General features: G+C 69.7%; 15 protein-coding genes. 6 read left to right on the top strand and 9 right to left on the bottom strand.

What is annotated here, in order from left to right; all coding sequences use genetic code 11:
* Nucleotides 1-40 precede the first annotated feature (40 nt).
* The gene (locus DVR07_RS04645; RefSeq protein ID WP_240318849.1) at nt 41-796 is read left to right on the top strand and encodes an ABC transporter permease; all 756 of its coding nucleotides are present in this window, start codon (nt 41-43) and stop codon (nt 794-796) included.
* Nucleotides 797-824: 28 nt separating this feature from the next.
* Here DVR07_RS04645 and DVR07_RS04640 read toward each other — a convergent pair whose 3' ends face one another.
* From DVR07_RS04640 to DVR07_RS04630, 3 genes are all read right to left on the bottom strand, one after another.
* On the bottom strand, nt 825-1,685 hold the full coding sequence (locus DVR07_RS04640; protein WP_205254480.1) for an ABC transporter permease: 861 nt from the start codon (nt 1,683-1,685) through the stop codon (nt 825-827).
* Nucleotides 1,685-2,902 carry an ABC transporter substrate-binding protein gene (locus DVR07_RS04635; RefSeq protein ID WP_115795586.1) on the bottom strand — a complete coding sequence of 406 codons (1,218 nt, stop codon included), beginning with the start codon at nt 2,900-2,902 and terminating at the stop codon, nt 1,685-1,687. The genes DVR07_RS04640 and DVR07_RS04635 overlap by 1 nt, the downstream gene beginning before the upstream one ends.
* 135 nt (nt 2,903-3,037) lie before the next feature.
* Nucleotides 3,038-4,045: a hypothetical protein gene (locus DVR07_RS04630; protein ID WP_115795585.1), complete on the bottom strand. Its 1,008-nt coding sequence runs from the start codon at nt 4,043-4,045 to the stop codon at nt 3,038-3,040.
* Between the two features lie 267 nt (nt 4,046-4,312).
* On the opposite strand from DVR07_RS04630, the gene DVR07_RS04625 reads away from it, so the two are divergent.
* On the top strand, nt 4,313-5,059 hold the full coding sequence (locus DVR07_RS04625) for a hypothetical protein (RefSeq protein WP_115795584.1): 747 nt from the start codon (nt 4,313-4,315) through the stop codon (nt 5,057-5,059).
* A gap of 134 nt (nt 5,060-5,193) precedes the next feature.
* On the opposite strand, the gene DVR07_RS04620 is transcribed toward DVR07_RS04625, so the two are convergent.
* Both DVR07_RS04620 and DVR07_RS04615 read right to left on the bottom strand, forming a co-directional pair.
* Nucleotides 5,194-7,299, bottom strand: coding sequence for an outer membrane protein assembly factor BamB family protein (locus DVR07_RS04620; RefSeq protein WP_115795583.1), 2,106 nt, complete (start codon nt 7,297-7,299; stop codon nt 5,194-5,196).
* A 1-nt stretch (nt 7,300) separates the two neighbouring features.
* Entirely contained in the window at nt 7,301-8,248 is a 948-nt protein-coding gene (locus tag DVR07_RS04615; RefSeq protein WP_115795582.1) for a twin-arginine translocation signal domain-containing protein, read from the bottom strand.
* 437 nt (nt 8,249-8,685) lie between these two features.
* Here DVR07_RS04615 and gyrB point away from each other — a divergent pair, with 437 nt between their 5' ends.
* A complete protein-coding gene (gene gyrB, locus DVR07_RS04610) occupies nt 8,686-10,605 on the top strand; it encodes a DNA topoisomerase (ATP-hydrolyzing) subunit B (RefSeq protein ID WP_115795581.1) in 1,920 nt (639 codons plus the stop codon).
* A gap of 1 nt (nt 10,606) precedes the next feature.
* Nucleotides 10,607-13,096, top strand: coding sequence for a DNA gyrase subunit A (gene gyrA / locus DVR07_RS04605; protein ID WP_115795580.1), 2,490 nt, complete (start codon nt 10,607-10,609; stop codon nt 13,094-13,096).
* Between the two features lie 61 nt (nt 13,097-13,157).
* Here the strand turns inward: gyrA and DVR07_RS04600 are convergent, their stop codons facing one another.
* The 3 genes from DVR07_RS04600 to DVR07_RS04590 form a co-directional block, all read right to left on the bottom strand.
* A complete protein-coding gene (locus tag DVR07_RS04600) occupies nt 13,158-13,823 on the bottom strand; it encodes an HAD family hydrolase (protein ID WP_115795579.1) in 666 nt (221 codons plus the stop codon).
* A gap of 222 nt (nt 13,824-14,045) precedes the next feature.
* Complete coding sequence (gene rocF, locus DVR07_RS04595) at nt 14,046-14,969, bottom strand: arginase (RefSeq protein WP_115795578.1); 924 nt, start codon at nt 14,967-14,969, stop codon at nt 14,046-14,048.
* A gap of 116 nt (nt 14,970-15,085) precedes the next feature.
* Nucleotides 15,086-16,015: an NAD-dependent epimerase/dehydratase family protein gene (locus tag DVR07_RS04590; protein WP_115795577.1), complete on the bottom strand. Its 930-nt coding sequence runs from the start codon at nt 16,013-16,015 to the stop codon at nt 15,086-15,088.
* Between the two features lie 234 nt (nt 16,016-16,249).
* On the opposite strand from DVR07_RS04590, the gene DVR07_RS04585 reads away from it, so the two are divergent.
* Nucleotides 16,250-16,783: an Rrf2 family transcriptional regulator gene (locus DVR07_RS04585; RefSeq protein WP_115795576.1), complete on the top strand. Its 534-nt coding sequence runs from the start codon at nt 16,250-16,252 to the stop codon at nt 16,781-16,783.
* Nucleotides 16,784-17,016: 233 nt separating this feature from the next.
* Nucleotides 17,017-18,186, top strand: coding sequence for an NAD(P)/FAD-dependent oxidoreductase (locus tag DVR07_RS04580; RefSeq protein WP_115795575.1), 1,170 nt, complete (start codon nt 17,017-17,019; stop codon nt 18,184-18,186).
* An 86-nt stretch (nt 18,187-18,272) separates the two neighbouring features.
* Here DVR07_RS04580 and DVR07_RS04575 read toward each other — a convergent pair whose 3' ends face one another.
* Nucleotides 18,273-18,707, bottom strand: a complete 435-nt coding sequence (locus tag DVR07_RS04575; protein ID WP_115795574.1) for an adenylyltransferase/cytidyltransferase family protein — start codon at nt 18,705-18,707, stop codon at nt 18,273-18,275.
* Nucleotides 18,708-18,734 lie beyond the last annotated feature (27 nt).

Genomic DNA, 18,734 nt, shown 5'->3' with positions numbered 1-18,734 from the left:
CCGCGACGACCGAGTTCCGGCTCCGGAGGTGCGGGCGCCGGTGAGCTACGCCGACCGGATTCCGGCCGCGCGGGTCTCGCTGCCGGCGGGCGGCCTCGCCGTCGGCGTTCTGGTCTGGTGGGCGGTGGTCGCGCTGCTCGGCGTCCCGCCGTACCTGCTCCCATCGCCGGTCGCGGTCGCCGACCGGCTCGCCTCCCGGCCGGGGCTCTACGCGCACAACGGGCTCGTCACCCTCCGGACCGTGCTCGGGGGCGGCGCGGCCGGCGTGCTCGCGGGGTTCGGCGCGGCCGCGGTGACGGTCCACTCGACGCTGCTCCGGCGAGCGCTCTACCCCTATCTGGTCACCGCGCGCGTGCTGCCGAAGATCGCGGTCGCGCCGCTACTGTTGGTGTATCTGGGGACCGGCGCGGGCACCGCGCTCTGGTTCGTCGCGCTCGTCGCCTTCTTCCCGACGTACGTGAGCTCGGCGTCGGGGCTCGACGGGACCCCCGAGGAGTACCTCGACCTGCTCCGGTCGGTCGACGCCGGCCCGGTCCGGACGTTCCTGTTCGTCCGGGTGCCGGCCGCGCTGCCCTCGGTGTTCGCCGGCCTCAAGCAGTCGGCCGCGCTCGCGACGGTCGGCGCGGTGGTGGCCGAGTGGATCCTGACCGACGAGGGGCTGGGCTACCTCGTCCTCATCGGGGCCGAGAACGTCCAGACCGACGTGGTGCTGGCGGCGGTCGTCGTCCTCTTCGCCGAGGGCATGGCGGTGTACGGCGCCGTCGTCGCGGTCGAGAACCGGATCGACTGGCGGTGAACCGCTCGCGTTCCTGCAGCCCCGTCCGCTACCCCCAGTCGAATCGGCGTTCGACAAGCGCTGGCACCAGGTAGAAGCCGACGCCCAGCAGCGCCAGCACTCCCAGCGCGGCGAGCATCCGGGCGGTCTGGAGCCGGGTCGACGCCCGGAACACCCGGTAGCCGACGCCCGCGGTCAGGGTCAGGAACTCCGCGACCACCGCGCCGACCACGCTCGCGGCGGCAGCGACCTTCAGGCCCGCGAACGCCTGCGGGGCCGCCGCCGGGAGCCGCACCCGGAGGTACTGCGTCGCCGGCGAAGCGCCGACCGACCGAGCGAGCGCCACGAACTCGTCGGGCGTCGCGGCAAGCCCCTGGTAGGTCGCGATCGTCACCGGGAACACTGCCAGCGTGGCCGCCAGCGCGGCGCGGGCCCCCACTCCGTCGCCGAACCACCGGAACAGCAGCGGCGCGACCGCGACCAGCGGGACCACCCGGAGCGCGACCACGTAGGGCCTGACCACCGCACGGGTCGTCTCGGAGGCGGCCATCGCCACCGCGAGCGCCCCGCCCGCGAGCGCTCCCGCGACGACGCCGAGACCCGCGGTGAGCGCGGTGACGCCGGCGGCTTCGAGCAGGATTCGCCAGTGGGCTGCGAACGCCGCGCCCACGTCGACTGGACTCGGAAGGACGACGGCCGGCACGTCGGCGGTCCGGGCGGCGGCCCACCACGCGACCACTGCGAGCACTGCGGTGACGACTGCCGGGGCGGCGCGCGCCGCGAGCCCCGAGGCCCGGGTCGCGGCCGACGTCCGGGTCCGCATGTCTTGCCGGCGCGACGTCGCGTCCGACGCGGGCGTCCCCGACGCCGACGAGCGCGACCCGGACGCCCGCGACCCCGAGCCGTCCATCAGTTCGAACCGTTCGCCGCCGTCGTCTCGACGGTCGTCGGCTCCGAAGTGCCGCCGGCCGCGGTCGTTCCGGCGTCGCTGCCCGTCGCGGTGCCGGTCGTCGTCCCGGACGCGCCCGCCGCGGTGGTCCCGGTCGCGCCGGCGCCGCCTGCCATCGTCCCGGTGGCGGTCGACTCCGGCGGCGTGACCTGCGACGCGTACTGCCCGACGTACTCGTACTCCGTGTCGAGGTAGTCGTTGGTCCAGACCGACGTCGGGTCGGTCTCGCCGCCGAGGAGCTCCGCGTCCCGGAGCGCTTCGTACATCGTCTGCCACGGCTGGGCGTCGCTCCACCCCCAGCCGCGCCGGCGCACCGCGTCCGACAGCACGTAGTCGCCGGCCATCTCGACCCACTTGGCGCGCTGGACGTCCGCGGTCTCGGAGATGGCCGGGTTGGCCTCGACCAGGTGGTCTGTCGCCCGCTCGGGGTTGTCGGTCGCCCACGCCGCGCCCCGGGCGGTCGCGTTCAGGAAGCCCCGTACCGTCTCTGGGTTGTCGGCCGCGAACTGTGAGTTGGCGGCCACGACGTGCCCGTACGAGGGGATGGTCTCGGCCACCGGAATCGAGTAGACCTCGCCCGCCTGCCGGCGCGCGGTCACCGCGTCGGCGAACACCCCGCCGGCGGCGTCGATCTTGCCGCTGAGCAGCTGCTGGACCGTGTCGAAGCCGGTGTCGACCAGCTCCACCTCCGAGAGCACGCCCTTCCGCTCAAGCAGTAGCTTCGTGAGTATCCGGACCATGCCGGGGCCGGTGCCGACCGTCTTCCCGGCGAGCTGGTCGACGCGGTCCATCGGCCCGCCGAAGGCGTCGCTCGTCGTGAACACCACGACCGGGCTCCGCTGCATCACGACCCCGACCGACTGCGGATTCAACCCCCTGGTGTTGATGTTGAGCACCTGGCTGGCGCCGGTGACGGCGAGCGGCGCGTTGCCGAGGCCGACCTGCTTGGCCGCGAAGTCCGACCCCTGCCCGCTCTTGATCCGGGTCAGGTTCACGCCCTGCTCCTCGTAGTACCCCCGCGCCCTCGCGGCGTAGTAGGGGATGTGGAGCCCGTTGGGCTTCCAGTTGAGCAGCAGACTGACCCCGTCCGACTGGCCGGCCGCCCCGCCGACCGCGCCCGCCAGTCCGACCGCCGAAACACCCGTCGCTCGAAGGAACTGTCGTCGTGTCTCCCCCATGTTGTCCCACAGGAGGTTCGGCTATCAGCCGTATAATGGTTCGGGCGGACGAGGGGTCGGCGCGCCCGCCGACCCCCACTCTCGTCTCGTCCTGAGCGGTTCCCGTCCGGCGCGACGGGTCCCCTCAGCGAGTCGTCATCCCTCGGTCTGGTTCCCGTCGGCCGAGGTGGTCGTCTCGTCGTCGGTCGCGCCGCTCCGGGCCTCCGCCGGCGTCGTCTCGGTCGGCGTGGTCGTCTGGCCGCCGGCCGTGGTCTGGGCCTCGTCGGTCGCGGTGGTCTGCTGGGCCGTGGTAGTCCCCTCCGCCGAAGTCGTCTGCCCGGCGGCGGTGGTGGTTCCGGCCGCGTCGGCGGTCGTCTCGGCGGCCTCGGCGGTCTCGTTCCCACCGGCCTGGCCGAGCGAGACCCCCGACAGCTCGAGCCGGGTCAGCGAGTAGTTCTCGACCACCGCGGTCTCGGCGGCCAGTGCGGGCTGGCCCGCCGACTGGTCGCCGCCGGTGGCCGCCGCCCCGCCGTCCCGCGACACCGAGACGTTCTCGGTCGCGCCGACGTTGACGGTCGCGCTCTCGACCGCGAGCCCGCTCACGGTCCGGTTCTGGAGCACGGCTTCGTCCATGACGAGCCGGGTCTCGATGCGGACTCGGCCGGTCTCCTCGATGAGCGCCTCGGCGAGCGACTCGTTCCTGATGGTGACGTTCTCGACCGTCAGGTCGGTCGCGAACCCGGTCGACGCGATCTGCCGGACCGTGACGTCGCTGTAGGTCCGCTCGGTCGCGTTCTCGCCCGAGGCGTTCACCAGCGTCAGCTGGTCGAACTGGGCGTTCGTGACCGTGACGTTACGCAGCGTGAGCTGCTCGACGGTCACGTTCCGGGCCTCGACGTGGGTCCCGGAGCCCTGCGCCGCGTCGGAGGACTGGGCCTGCTGGGTCCCGTTGTCGGCCTGCGACTGCTGGGACGCGGTCGTCTCGGCTCGCATCGTCGTCGCCTGTGCCTGCGTCGTCTCCGCCTGCGCCGTCGTCGTCTCCTGAAGGGCGGCGTCACCGGTTCCCGCTCCCGACTGGGCGGGGCCGGCGCCGCCGAGGAACCCGGCCACCCCGCCGGTGAGCGCGAGGACCAGTGCCATCAGTATCGCCAGTGTGTCGTTCATTCCGCGCTTCGGTACGCCGAGCCCGCGGATAAACGACCGAGTCCGTTGTGACGACCCGGCGCTGGCATTCCGCTCCGTTTCGAATTACAGCGGCGTTTCGATTCCGGCCGGGACGTTACACCGGGGTTAATCCGGTCGGCCGGCCGCGGTCGGGGGGAGGGTCCGCCTCCGGTCTCCGGGGAACGACTCACTACCGCCGGGCGGACGCCGCCGCGCCCGCGCAACGGTGACGCCGATTTAAGGGCGTCTGCGTGCGGTTGTCCGTGAATGCTCGACAGCGAATACCCGACGCTGGTAGTCGCCGCCATCGCGCTCGCAGTCGCCGCGCCGCTCGCGGCCGGAGCCACAGTCCCGGCCGGACCGGACGACCGGTCGCAGACACCGGTCCCAGAGCACGACGATATACATTTCGAGTCGCCCGGTTCGGATATCTCCGCCGCCGATGCGCGGGCCCAGTCCGGACAGGGGGTCGGCGTGCGGAACCTCTCGGCGGAGACGGTGGCGCTCCGCGACGTCACCGCCACCGACGTGGTGGTCCGGAACCTGACGGTCCGCCAGATGGGTCAGCAGCGGAACGTGACGCTCGCCAACGTCTCGCTCGAGCGCGTCCACGTCCGGCGGGCGAACCTCTCGGACGTGCGCATCAGGGACGCGACGATACGGAGCCGCCAGCTGCTCTCGGCCTTCGGCGTCCCCTTCGGCGGCGGCTTCAACGTGACGAACCGGTCGGTTCGGCGGGTCGGCATCCGGAACCGGACGGTCGACGGCGTCGTCGTCGAGAGCGTGACGGTGCAGTCGGCCGCGGGCCTGAACCTCTCGAACCCGGGGAACGTCGCGGGCGACGCCCCGGTGAACGCCTCGTCGCCGGCCATCACGGTCGGCAACGCCAGCGTGGAGACGGTCCGGTCGTTCCGGGTCTCGCTCGCCGAAGGGCCCGCGACGAACGGGACCGCAACGACCGAGGCGACCCAGGCGGCGAGAGCGGGCGCCGCGACGGTTGCGGAATCGGCGTAGTCGTTCTCCGGCCGCTTCCGGTTTCTCTCCGCAGAGCGATACGTAACCGAACCCGGTTCCCGAGGGCGGCCGAGTCGCGAATACGAGAGCCGCGGAAAATCTTCGGCGAACCGACGGGAAGCGCCGGTCCGGACTTACTCTTCGAAGCCGCCGGACGACCAGACGGTTATCTCGTCGTCGGCCGCGACCGCCACGTACTGGGTCCCCTCGGTGGGGTCGTCCCACACCACCGGCGCCGGGGTGATGCGGTCGGCGTCGGTCTCGGCGCTCCAGATGCGCTCGCCGGTCTCGGTGTCGAGCGCGTAGACGTGGCCGCCCGACGAGGGGACGAACAGGACGCCGCCCCCGGTGGCGGTCGTGCCGCCGGGCCAGATGCGCCAGTGTGACCACTCGGGGTTGACGTCCGGGAGCTCGGTCCGCCACGCGAGGTCGCCGCTCGCGGGGTCGACCGCCTGGACGTACGCGTTGTGGGTGGTGTCCTCCGAGGCGAGCCGCGACCCGCCCTCGGCGAGGGTGATGTCGCCCTGGGTCTCGTACTCCCAGTCGGGGTCGTAGGAGACCCGCTGGGCCGCCTCGACCGCGGCGACGTACCGCATGCCGGTGTCGGGATCGTAGGCGCACGGCGGCCACTCGGTCGCGCCGATGGTGCCGGGCCAGCAGGTCCCGGCGTTCTCCTCGCCCCGCGGCGGGAGCGCCAGGAAGTGGTCGGCCCACTCGTGGTCCTGCTTGGTCCACGGCGCGGTGCGCTCGAGCAGCCGGCCGGTCTCGGCGTCGTAGACGTAGGTCCAGCCGGCCTTCTGGTCGGTCGAGACCGCGCGGCGGGTCTCGCCGTCGACCTCGAGGTCGAAGACGGTCGGGGTGGCGTGGCTGTCGTAGTCCCACAGTTCGTGGGGTATCTGCTGGCTCGCCCAGTTGATCTCGCCCGAGTCGATGTCGACCGCGACGATGGAGTTCGAGTACTTGTTCGGGCCCGGCCGGACGATGCCGTTCATCATCGGACAGGGGTTGCCCACCGAGTAGAACACCGTGTTCGTCTCGGGGTCGACCGAGGGGTTCATCCACGGGGCGTTGCTCGCGAACCGCCAGCTGTCCCCGACCCAGGCGTCCTCCGGTGCCATGTTGACCGTCCACTGGACGTCGCCCGACTCGGCGTCGACCGAGGAGGCGACGCACCAGCCGCCGAAGTCGCCGGACATGCCGACGAGTATCCGGCCGTCGTAGGCGATGGGCGCCTGGCTGATGGACATCCGCTCGGGCCGGTCCATCTCCTGCTGCTGGCGCTCGGTGAGCATCAGGGTCTCCCACTCCTTCTCGCCGGTGTAGCGGTCGAGCGCCACCAGGTACGAATCGGTCGTGGCGAAGAACACCTTGTCCTTCCACACCGCCACGCCCCGGTTGCGGCCGGTCTGGCCCACCGCGTCCTCCGGCAGCGCGTACTTGAACTGCCAGTACTTCTTGCCGTTCCTGGCGTTGGCCGCGACGATGGAGAGGTTGCTCGTCGTGTAGTACATCACCGGCGGGTCCGAGGGGACGATCACCGGGTTCGTCTCCATCCCCGCGCTGTCGGTCGGGATGGTGTACTTCTGCTCGAGGCTCGCGACGTTGTCGGCGTCGAGCCGGTCGGCGGGCGTGTACCCCCGCTGACCCAGCCCCTTGTCGTAGCTGAGCCACGAGTCGCGGCGGTCGCGGTCCTCGCGGAGCATGTTAGTCGTCACCGAGAGCTCGGGGACGTCGCCCTCCGCGGCTCCGGGGCCGGGCGGCTGCTGGATCGGTTCCTGCTGGCCGCCGGGACTCGGCCCTTCGCCCGCGATCTGGACGTCTCCGACCATCGAGTTGGGATGGACGGTGCAGATGTACCGGGACATCTCCTCGGTGGCCTGGAACGACAGCGTCACCGTCTCGCCCTGCGAGGCGTACACCTCGGTCCCCACGATCCGGTTCCCGTCGGCGTCCTGGATGACGAAGTCGTGGGGCGCACCGTCGACGTTCTCCCAGACCACGCTGTACGTCTGGCCGGCCTCCAGCTCGAGCGTCGGGTTCACCTGGCCCTCGAGTCGCGACGGGGCGCGCGCCTCCCAGCCGGCGATCCGCCCGGCGAACCGGTACTCGGTGGCCGCGGCCTCCTGGATGTTGTACCGGACGTGCTCGTCCTCACCGCGGGCCTCGGGGCCGGTGTCGATGTAGTGCGGTCGCTCCTCCGGTTCGATCTCCTCGTTCTCGGGGTCGATATCGGCGGGCATGTTAGTTGGGAATCTCCAGGTCGTTGTCTCGCTGCGCGCGGGCCGACTCGTCGATCCAGTAGGCGTCCTCGGGCAGCAGGTTCTGCGAGATGGCCTGCAGCGCGAAGCCGCTCGACAGCAGGCCGGCGAGCTCGTCGTCGCCGGTGTCGGCGCCGTGCGAGTCGCCGTCGGCGACGCGGCGGGCGCCGTCGACCATCAGGTCGAACCCGGCCGCCATCCCGCGGGCGTCCCACGCGGCGTCGGCCAGGATGTCGTCGGTCAGCAGCACCGCGTTCGTCCAGACGTGGTCGTCTAAGTCCTCGAGCCACAGCAGGACGCCGCCGGCCGCGGCCTTCGTCATCGGCGGGACGTACTCGCCGAACTCCAGCTCCTCGCGCGGGAGTTCGTCGGTCGAGACCCAGTGACGATCGCCGATGCGCTCGCGGTGGTTGACGGTCGTCGCCAGCAGGTCGACCAGCTCCTGCTGGTCGAAGCCGAGGTCCGACAGCGACCCCGCCAGCCCGTCGCTCACGACGAACCGCCGGACGCTGTCCTCGATGAACGTCGGCGTGAACTCGGGCAGCCGCTCGGTCGTGCTCTCGAAGAAGCCGACCTCGCCCAGGTGGTCGTAGACGGGCCGGGCCGCCTCCGCGACCGCCGCGAACTCCTCGCGGGGCCCCTCGTCCATTCCGGGGAGGCCGCGCTCGGGGACCGCCGTCAGCCCCGAGGCCGCGGCGGCGACGTCCTCGTGACCGCTCGCCAGCAGTTCTGCGTCGAGTTCGCCTGCGAGGTCGCTCCGTATCGCCTCGCCCACCGACGCGAGTTCTTCCGACGCTCCGGTTCCGACCGCCTCCCGCACGTCGTCGAGCGTCGCACCCCCGGCGGCGACCGCGCCGCCGACGCCGAGCGCCTTCAGGAACTCCCGGCGCTGCTCGTCGGAGATACTCCGCTCGCGATGTCCGTGTACCATGCGTCGCAACTGGGGGCCGTACGGGGATAAGGGACCGATTCCGTTGTTCACGGTTGCAGGTTTCAAGCTCTCGTTCGGGCGCGAGGAGCCGATTTTCCGCGGGTGAGACTCGGCCCGAGAGGGTTAGCCCGCCCCTGGAAACCGGATCGACACCGCCGAGTCGCTCGGTTCCGGGCGACGGGCGGCGCACCGACCGGTAATCGGGCGTTTCGGCCGGAACCCACTTGTCGGTGGAACCGACGCTCGCCGTCGGCTCCCGGAGTTGTTTCGGCATCGTTCGGTCCGACTCGCGAAGCCGGCTCGCACCGATTCTGTCGACTGACGTGCAACCCGAAGTCGGTCACGGTTCCGCCGGACATCCCCAGCGGCTGACACGGGTTTCGCGCGCGCGTGCGAGGGATTTATCAGGACGGAACTGCTACCCTGAATCAGGTTTTATGAGTCAGGAAAGTGAGTACGGGGCCGGGCAGATTCAGGTTCTCGAAGGCCTCCAAGCGGTGCGGAAACGCCCGGCGATGTACATCGGTTCTACCGACGCGCGAGGGTTGCACCACCTCGTGTTCGAAGTCGTTGACAATTCTATCGACGAGGCGCTCGCCGGTTACTGTGACTCGATTGAGGTGAGCATCCGCGACGACGGGTCGGTCGCCATCGCCGACGACGGTCGGGGCATCCCCGTGGACACCCACGAGGAGTACGACAAGCCCGCCGTCGAGGTCATCCTGACCGTCCTCCACGCCGGCGGGAAGTTCGACAACAAGTCCTACCAGGTCTCCGGCGGCCTCCACGGCGTCGGCGTCTCGGTCGTCAACGCCCTCTCCGAGCGCTTTCTGGTCGAGGTCAGGCGCGACGGCGCGCTCTGGCGCCAGGAGTTCGAGCGCGGCGAGCCCGCCACCACCCTCGAGCGGGTCCGCGACCTCGAGGACGGCGAGGGGACCGGGACCGAGATCCGGTTCTGGCCCGACACGGAGATATTCGAGACCACCGAGTTCACCTACTCGACGCTCGAGAGTCGGCTGCGCGAACTCGCCTTCCTCAACTCCGGGGTCCGCATCTCGCTCGACGACGAGCGGGAGGGCCGCGACCACGCCGACACGTTCGAGTACGAGGGCGGCATCCGGGAGTTCGTCGAGTACCTCAACGAGACCAAGACCCCGCTCCACCGCGAGGTCATCTACTTCGAGGACGAGGCCGAGGACATCCAGGTAGAGGTGGCGATGCAGGCCACCGACGAGCTCCAGGGCTCGATCCACGCCTTCGCCAACAACATCAACACCCGCGAGGGCGGTACCCACCTCACCGGGTTCAAGACCGCGCTGACCCGGGTGGTCAACGACTACGCCAACGAGAACAACCTCCTGGCGGACCTCGACGAGAACCTCAAGGGCGAGGACGTCCGGGAGGGACTGACCGCGGTCATCTCGGTCAAGCACCCCGACCCCCAGTTCGAGGGCCAGACCAAGACCAAGCTGGGCAACAGCGAAGTCCGGGGCATCGTCGAGTCGGCGATGCACGAGGGGCTGTCGACCTACTTCGAGGAGCACCCCGACACCGCCGAGTCGGTCATCTCGAAGGCGGTCGAGGCCGCGAAGGCCCGGAAGGCCGCCAAGAAGGCCGAGGAGCTGACCCGCCGGAAGAACGCGCTCGAATCCACCGCCCTCCCCGGAAAGCTGGCCGACTGCCAGACCCGCGACCCGGGCGAGGCCGAGCTGTTCGTCGTGGAGGGCGACTCCGCGGGCGGGTCGGCAAAGCAGGCCCGCGACCGGGAGTTCCAGGCCATCCTGCCGCTGTTCGGCAAGGTGCTCAACGTCGAGAAGCACCGGCTCGACCGGGTGCTGGAGAACGACAAGATCCGCCACTTCATCACGGCGGTCGGCACCGGCGTCGGCGAGGAGTTCGAGATCGACGACGCGCGCTACGAGAAGATCATCATCATGACGGACGCCGACGTCGACGGCGCGCACATCCGCACCCTCTACCTGACGCTGCTCTACCGCTACATGCGGCCGCTGCTCGAGGCGGGCTACGTCTACGCGGCCCAGCCCCCGCTGTACCGCATCCGCCACCGCGGCGAGACGTACGACGCCATGACCGAGGAGGAGCGCGACCGCATCATCGAGGAGGAGTGCGACGGGAACCCCTCGCAGGTCCAGCGGTTCAAGGGGCTCGGGGAGATGAACCCCGAGCAGCTGTGGGAGACCACGATGAACCCCGACAACCGCATCCTGAAGCAGATCACCATCGAGGACGCCGCCGCGGCGGACAAGATGTTCTCGGTGCTGATGGGCGACACCGTCGAACCGCGCAAGCAGTTCATCAAGGAACACGCGACGGAAGCGGACTGGGTTGACATCTGATATGAGTTCGGACGCATCTGACCTCCCCAACGAGGTCGCCGAAAGAGTACGGAACGTCCGCGTCGAGGACGAGATGGAGCAGAGCTACATCGACTACGCGATGTCGGTCATCGCGGGCCGGGCGCTGCCCGACGTCCGGGACGGGCTCAAGCCCGTCCACCGGCGCATCCTCTACGCGATGCACCGGGCGGGCATCACCAGCGGCGCGAGCCACCGGAAGTGCTCGAACATCGTCGGGGACACGATGGGCGACTTCCACCCCCACGGCGACCAGTCCATCTACGACGCGCTGGCCCGGATGGCCCAGGACTTCTCGATGCGGTACCCGCTCGTCGACGGCCAGGGTAACTTCGGGTCGGTCGACGGCGACCCGCCGGCCGCGATGCGGTACACCGAGGCCCGGATGGCGCCCATCGCCGAGGAGCTGCTGGCCGACATCGACATGGACACCGTCGACTGGCAGTCGAACTACGACGACCGCCTCCAGGAGCCCGAGGTGCTGCCCTCGGCGTTCCCGAACCTGCTGGTCAACGGGTCGTCGGGCATCGCGGTCGGGATGTCGACCAACATCCCGCCGCACAACCTCGGCGAGGTCATCGACGCGACGGTCGAGCTCATCGAGAACCCCGAGGCGACCGTCGAGGACCTGATGGACCACGTCAAGGGACCCGACTTCCCGACCGGCGCGAACATCGTGGGCCACAACGCGGTCCACGCCGCGTACAAGACCGGCCGGGGCCGCATCCGGGTCCGGGCCGAGTTCGAGGTCGAGGAGCGCGAGACCGGCAGCGACCGCATCATCATCACGGAGCTCCCGTTCCAGACCAACAAGGCCCGGATGGTCGAGAAGATCGCCGACGCCGTCAACGACGGCTCCATCGAGGGCATCCGCGACCTCCGCGACGAGTCCGACCGCGACGGCATCCGCATCGTCATCGAGCTCAAGCAGAACGCGATGGTCGAGGTCGTCAAGAACCAGCTGCTCGAGAGCTTCCTCGAGAAGACGTTCGGCGTCATCAACCTCGCGCTGGTCGACGGCGAGCCCAAGGTGCTCTCGCTCAAGGAGACCATCGAGCACTACCTCGACCACCGCAAGGAGGTCGTCCGGCGCCGGAGCCAGTACGAACTCGGCGAGAAGGAGGACCGCGCCCACATCCTCGAGGGCCGGCTCACCGCGCTCGAACACGCCGACGACGTGGTCGACATCATCCAGGACGCCGAGGACCGCAACGAGGCCAAGGCCGACCTCAAGGCCGAGTACGGCTTCTCGGACGAGCAGGTCGACCACATCGTCCGGATGCAGCTGGGTAGCCTCACCTCGATGGAAGCCGCGGAAATCGAGGACGAGTACGAGGAGGTCCAGGCCCGCATCGAGCGGCTCGAGACCATCCTCGGCGACGAGTCCGAGCTGCTGTCGGTCATCAAGAAGGAGCTGCTCGAGGTCAAAGACGAGTACGCCGACGAGCGCCGGACCTCGTTCATCGAGGACACCGACGAGGTGACCCGCGAGGACCTCATCGCCGAGGAGGACGTCGTCGTGGTCGTGACCGAGCAGGACTACGTCAAGCGGATGCCCGTCGCCCAGTTCGACGCCCAGAACCGCGGCGGCAAGGGCATCATCGGCGGCGACATCAAGGAGGGCGACCGGGTGTCGAAGGTGTTCCGCGCGAACACCCACGACTACCTGCTGTGCTTCACGAACCAGGGCCAGGTCTACCGGCTGAAGGCCTACGAGATCCCCGAGATGTCCCGGACCGCCCGGGGCAAGTCGGCCGTGAACCTGCTCGACCTGGACGACGGCGAGGAGATCACCGCGGTCGTCAACACCGACGACTTCGAGGACGAGGAGTGTCTGAGCATGGTGACCCGCGACGGCTACGTCAAGCGGACCGCGGCCGCCGAGTTCGACAACATCCTCTCGACCGGCATCATCGCGGCCAAGCTGGAGGACGGCGACGAGCTCGTCGACGTGAAGGTGACCGACGGCGCGACCGACCTGGTGGTCGCGACCCGGGGCGGGATGGCCATCCGGTTCGACGAGGACGAGGCCCGCGAGATGGGCCGGAACGCCCGGGGCGTCCGGGGCGTCGAACTCGAAGGCGACGACGAGGTCGCCGGGATGGTCGCGGTCACCGACGACACCGAGGAGGACCTGCTGACCGTGACCGAGAACGGTTACGGCAAGCGGACGCCGCTCTCGGAGTACCGCAAGCAGTCGCGCAACGGCAAGGGGCTGGTCGACATCAAGACCGGCGACCGGAACGGCCCGGTCACGTCGGTCAAGGCGGTCGGCCCGGACGACGAGCTCGTCATCATGAGCGAGGGCGGCCAGATCATGCGCATCCGGGCGGCCGACATCTCCGAGGTCGGCCGGAACACGATGGGCGTGACGGTGATGGAGGTCGAGGCCCCCGACACCGTCGCCAGCGTGGACGTGATTCCGGGCCGAGACTCCGAGGGCGCGTCCGCCGACGACGCGAGCGAAGAGTAGCCGGTCGAACTACCCACCTTTTTTATTTCGCAAACGTCCGGACGTCGACCGCCAGCAGTCGCTACCTCGCGCCCGCGATCTCGGCGACGCCGTGAAGGTCGGCGACCTCGTAGTCGGGCTCGACCGACAGCTCGACGTCGGCGCAGTGGTCCCGCCGGACGAAGACGGAGTCGAGCCCCGCGCGCCGGGCGGCCTCGACGTCGCTCTTGCTGTCGCCGACGAACAGCGCGGTCTCGGCCCCGAGGTCGTCGAGCGCGCGGTCGAGGAAGTGGGGGTCGGGCTTCTTCCGTTCGAGGTCCTCGACGCCCATTCCGCGGCCGTAGTAGGTGCCGAACAGGTCGCTCATACCGTAGTAGTCGAGGATGAACTCGACGGTCTCGTGCTGGTTCGAGCTCACGACCCCGAAGTCGTGGGCCAGCTCCTCGATGGCCGCCACGTCGGGGTAGCGGTCGCGGTCGCCGTCGCGGAACTCCGCGACCTGAACCTCGGAGGCGTGGCGGTCGCGGGCGGCCCAGAACTCGTGGGGGTCGAGGCCGTAGACCGAACAGACCTCCCGGAGACTATCGGGCGTGACGCCCCTGATTATCTCGGCGAGGTGGCTCTCTTCGGGACGGTCGACGCCCACCGCCGCGAAGGCCGACTCGGCGGCCGCCCGCAGGGCCTCGTCGGAGGGCGGTTCGACCAGTACGCCGTCGTTGTCGAACAGCACCGCGTCGTACTCGGTCATCTATCGGAACGCGCTCGGGGCGGGAACTTCGGCGTATCGGTTCGGCGGGAGTTCCGCTCGCGAACTACTCCTCCCACCTCGATCGCGAGCGTACGGCGCGGAGCGCCGTTTCGCCGCGAGCGAAGTGAACGCAGGCTCGTCAGAGCTTCGCTCTGACGGTGTTTTTGGTCGAGCTTTTGCAAGGGAGGCGCGTTCGTGCGCCGACCGCTGGAAAAGGTCGTTCTACAGAATGCGTTTCCCCAGCCCGCTGGCGGCGAGTTCGGTCGCCAGTTCGGCGGTCACGTTGTGCTCGTCCAGGATCGGGTTCACCTCGACCACCTCCAGCGACCGGAGGACGTCCTCGCCCTCGTGGCGCTCGCCGACCATCTCCAGCGCGGTGTGGGCCTCCCGGTAGGAGACACCGCCCCGGACCGGCGTCCCGACGCCCGGAGCCTCCCGCGGGTCGAGCCAGTCCATGTCGAGGCTGACGTGGATGCCCTCGGTCCCGTCGGCCGCGACGTCGAGGGCGTCCTCCACGACGGGGGCGACGCCCCGCTCGTCGATGTCCGACATGGTGAAGGCGGTCACGCCGCTCTCGCGGATGGCCTCGCGCTCGGCGCCGTCGAGGCTTCGGAGCCCCACGATGGCGACGTTCTCCTCCCGGAGGTTCGGGGCGTTGGCCCACTCGGTGCCGGCGAAGTCGCCGATGCCGAGGACCGCCGCCAGCGGCATCCCGTGGACGTTGCCCGACGGCGAGGTCTTCGGCGTGTTGAAGTCGCCGTGGGCGTCGAACCACACCACGCCGAGGTCAGCGTCGCGGGCCGCACCGCGGACCGTCCCGATGGCGATGGAGTGGTCCCCGCCCAGCACCAGCGGGAAGCTGCCGGCGTCGAGCGCGTCGGCCACCTCGTCGGCGAGGCGGCCGCAGACGTCGGCGGTCTCCCGCAGGAACTTGGCCGACCCCTCGCTGGGCTGCTCGGCGTCCGGGTCCCGCTCCTCGGCGTGCGGGACCGACAGGTCGCCCGTGTCCGTCACCCCGGTCACGTTCGCCGCGTCGAGTTCGGTCGCGAGGCCCGCGTACCGGATGGCCGACGGTCCCATGTCGACGCCGCGTCGGTCCGCGCCGAGGTCCATCGGCGCACCGATGAGTCGCACCTCTCGGTTCATGGACGGGAGTTCGGCGACCCGCGGTAAAGAAGACGTGATTTCGGTTCGGGGCGAGATTTGCGAGCGACAGCCGCGGGGAGCCGGGGCGACGACCCTCGGGGACCGGAATCAGGCGGTCACTTGTACGGCGCGCAGACCTCCTTCAGCCCTTCCTCGAAGGATATCCGGGGCTCCCAGCCGGTGGCCTCCTTCATCTTCGAGGGGTCGGCCATCGTGTCGTGGACGAACATGTCGTCGTCGATGGGGTTCTCGACGTGCTCGGGTTCGACGTCCGAGCCGAGTTCGGCCTTGAGCATCTCGACGACCTCGTTGGCGTTGTAGGACTCGCCGGTGCCGAGGTTGTAGATGCCCGTGAGCCGGTGGTCGGCCGCGAGTTCGAGCCCGCGGACGACGTCCGAGACGTGGGTGAAGTCGCGGGTGTGGGTGCCGTCGCCGTAGATGACCGGCGACTCGCCGTTAGCGATGTCGTCGGCGAACTGCGAGATGATGTTGGCGTACTCGCCCTTGTGGCCCTCCGAGCCGCCGTAGCCCTGGTACACCGAGAAGAAGCGCATCCCCGAGACGTGCATGTCGTGGGCGTTGGCGAAGTACTCGCCGTAGCGCTCGCGGGCGAGCTTCGACGCCTCGTAGCCGGTGCGGGCCTCGACGTCCATGCTCTCGGGCGAGGGCTCGGTCCGGTCGCCGTAGATGGAGGAGGTCGTGGCGTACACCACGGTGTCGCAGCCGTCCTGGCGGACCTGCTCGACGGTGTTGGCGAACCCCTCGACGTTGACCCGGGCGCCGCGCCGGAGCCCCTCGAGGCTCTCCTCGTGCATCGTGAGCGACGACAGCGCGGCGAGGTGGAAGAGGACGTCGACGCCCTCGGTCGGGAGGTCGTCGTCGAGCACGCTGACGTCGCGGAACTCGACCGCGTCGTCGAGGTTCTCGGGAGTGCCGAGATAGAGGTCGTCGACCGCGATCACGTCGTTGTCCTCGGCGAGGTAGTTCGCCAGGTTCGACCCGATGAAGCCCGCGCCGCCGGTCACGAGCACACGTTTGTCCTGCATACGTCGACTCACCGGCGCCACCGTCAAATCGGTATCGCTCCGCCGACGCGGTCGAGTCGGTGTCGTCGCCGTCGGACCCTCCGAATCGACGCCGCTCAGTCGTCGCCGCCGAACCGGTTCCGCTCCATCGGCCGGTTGGAAAGCGTCAACTGAAGGATACCGGAACTGTACGTTCGGGCGGCTGTGTCACCCGGTCCGCCGCATTTAAGGCAGTCAGTTGCCAACCTTTTACTAATGTCGTCAATCGAACTGACCGCGAGCCAGAAGAAGATTCTCCGCGCGCTCGTAGACCTCCACCGGGAGACCGAGGACGCCGTCAAGGGCGAGGACATCGCCGATGAAGTCGACCGCAACCCCGGCACCATCCGGAACCAGATGCAGAGCCTGAAGGCCCTCCAGCTCGTCGAGGGCGTCCCGGGCCCGAAGGGCGGGTACAAGCCGACCGCCAACGCCTTCGACGCGCTCGGCGTCCAGGACATGGACCAGGAGGCCGAGGTGCCGCTGTTCCTCGAGGGCGAGGAGGTCGACGAGGCCAACGTCGAGGAGATCGACCTCGCCAGCGTCCACCACCCCGAGCTCTGCCGCGCGGAGATCCACGTCCGCGGGTCGGTCCGCGAGTTCCACGAGGGCGACTCGGTCCGGGTCGGTCCCACGCCGCTGTCGAAGCTCGTCATCGAGGGGACGGTCGACGGCAAGGACGACACCAGCAACATCGTCATCCTGAAGATCGACTCGATGGAAGCGCCGGCCGAGGAGCCGGAGCACTAACTCGCGGTCGTTCGTCCGGGCTGCGGACGGGGCGGCACCTCGTCGGCGGGCGGACCGCCGCCCGGACCCGATCGGATGGAGAACCACTGCCCGGGCGCGCTCGCCGCCGAATCGCACGCCCGATGCTTCAGATCTCGTTTATCCCCTCTTCTCCGACCCCACTTGGGAGACACTCACACTCATCCGGTGCGTCTTTCAAAGCCTTTGTATCCGAGGACTTCGGAGTTCTCGGTATGACTGAGAAGGTCGTCGTGCTCGGCGCGGGTTACGCCGGTGCAGGCGCGGTCCAGCGGCTTGAAGACGAGCTCGAGCACGCGGACGCCGAGCTGACGTGGATATCGGAGCACAACTACCACCTCGTCCTCCACGAGGCCCACCGGGTCATCAGCGACCCGAGCGTCGAGGACGACATCACCATCCCGGTCGGCGACATCGCCGCCCCGAGCACCAGGTTCGTGCAGGCCCGGGTCGAGGGCGTCGACACCGACGACCAGACGGTCGAACTCGACGACGGCGACGCAATCGACTACGACTACCTGCTGGTCGCGCTCGGGAGCCAGACCGCCTACTACGGCATCCCGGGGATGGAGGAGAACGCGCTGACCCTCAAGGGCCTCGACGACGCCCACCAGATCCACGAGCAGGTGAAGGAGGCCGCCTCGACGGCCTCGCGCAACGACCCGGCCCAGGTCGTCATCGGCGGCGCGGGCCTCTCGGGCATCCAGAGCGCGGGCGAGGTCGCGGAGTTCCGCGACGAGCACCGCGCGCCCGTCGACATCTACCTCGTGGAGGCCCTCGAGGAGATCATGCCCGGCCAGGACTCAGAGCTCCAGGGGACGGTCCGGCGCCACCTCGAGGAGGCCGACGTCGAGATCATGACCGACGACCCCATCACCGAGGCCACCGAGGACGCCATCCACTTCGACGAGGGCGACCCGCTCGAGTACGACGTGTTCGTCTGGACCGGCGGCATCACCGGCCAGGACGCGCTCGACGACTGCGACCTCGACAACGAGCACAACCGGGTCACCTGCGAGTCGGACTTCCGGACCAGCGACGACCGGGTGTTCGCCATCGGCGACTCGGCGGTCATCGACCAGGGCGACGACCCCGCGCCGCCGACCGCCCAGGCCGCCTGGCAGGCCGCCGAGGTCGCGGGCCAGAACGTCGCCCGGGCGATCAACGACCAGCCGCTGAAGACCTGGACCTACGAGGACAAGGGGACGCTCATCTCCATCGGCGAGAACGCGGTCGCCCACGACGTGAAGGCCGGCGGCGTCTCGGTCCCGATCCGGACGTTCAACTCCTACCCCGCCCAGTTCCTCAAGAAGGCGGTCGCGGCCCGCTGGATCGCCGACATCAGCTCGCTGCCGCGCGCGCTGAAGGCCTGGGACTCGCTGTAGGCCTAGGACTCGCTGTAGAATCAGACGGTCGAGCTCGGTTTTCGGACTCTGTTTTCGGTTCAGTACTGCGAATTACGAAAGCGGCGTCAGCGGTCGCCCCGTTCCTCGAGGATCCGGTCGATGATGCGGCCGGTCGAGAGCAGTTCGCCGTCGTACTCGGGCTCGCGCGGACTGGCGCGCCGGACCTCGCAGTCGACGCCCCGGTTGGCGAGCTCGTCCTCGATGGCGGCCTCGTCGTGGTGCTGGTCGTGGCCCAGGACGATGACGTCGGGGTCGAGCTCCTCGATGGGCGCGAAGATGTCCTCGGGGTGGCCCACGACGGCGTCGTCGACCGCGTCGACCGCGGCGACGACGTCCCGGCGCTGGCGGTTCGGCAGAATCGGCGGCTCCTTGTGGGTGACGTTCTCCCGGCGGGCGACGATGACGGTGAGCCGGTCGCCGAACGCGGCGGCGTCCCGGAGGTAGTGGACGTGGCCGGGGTGGAGGAGGTCGAAGGTGCCCTGTGCGATGACGTGCGTCATGGTGAGTCCTCGTCGGTCATGCTGTGG

The organism is Halorussus rarus, from assembly GCF_003369835.1.
Classification (GTDB): Archaea; Halobacteriota; Halobacteria; order Halobacteriales; family Haladaptataceae; genus Halorussus; species Halorussus rarus.
The sequence above is the reverse complement of the archived record's forward strand: the minus strand, read 5'-3'. Positions and strand labels throughout refer to the sequence as shown.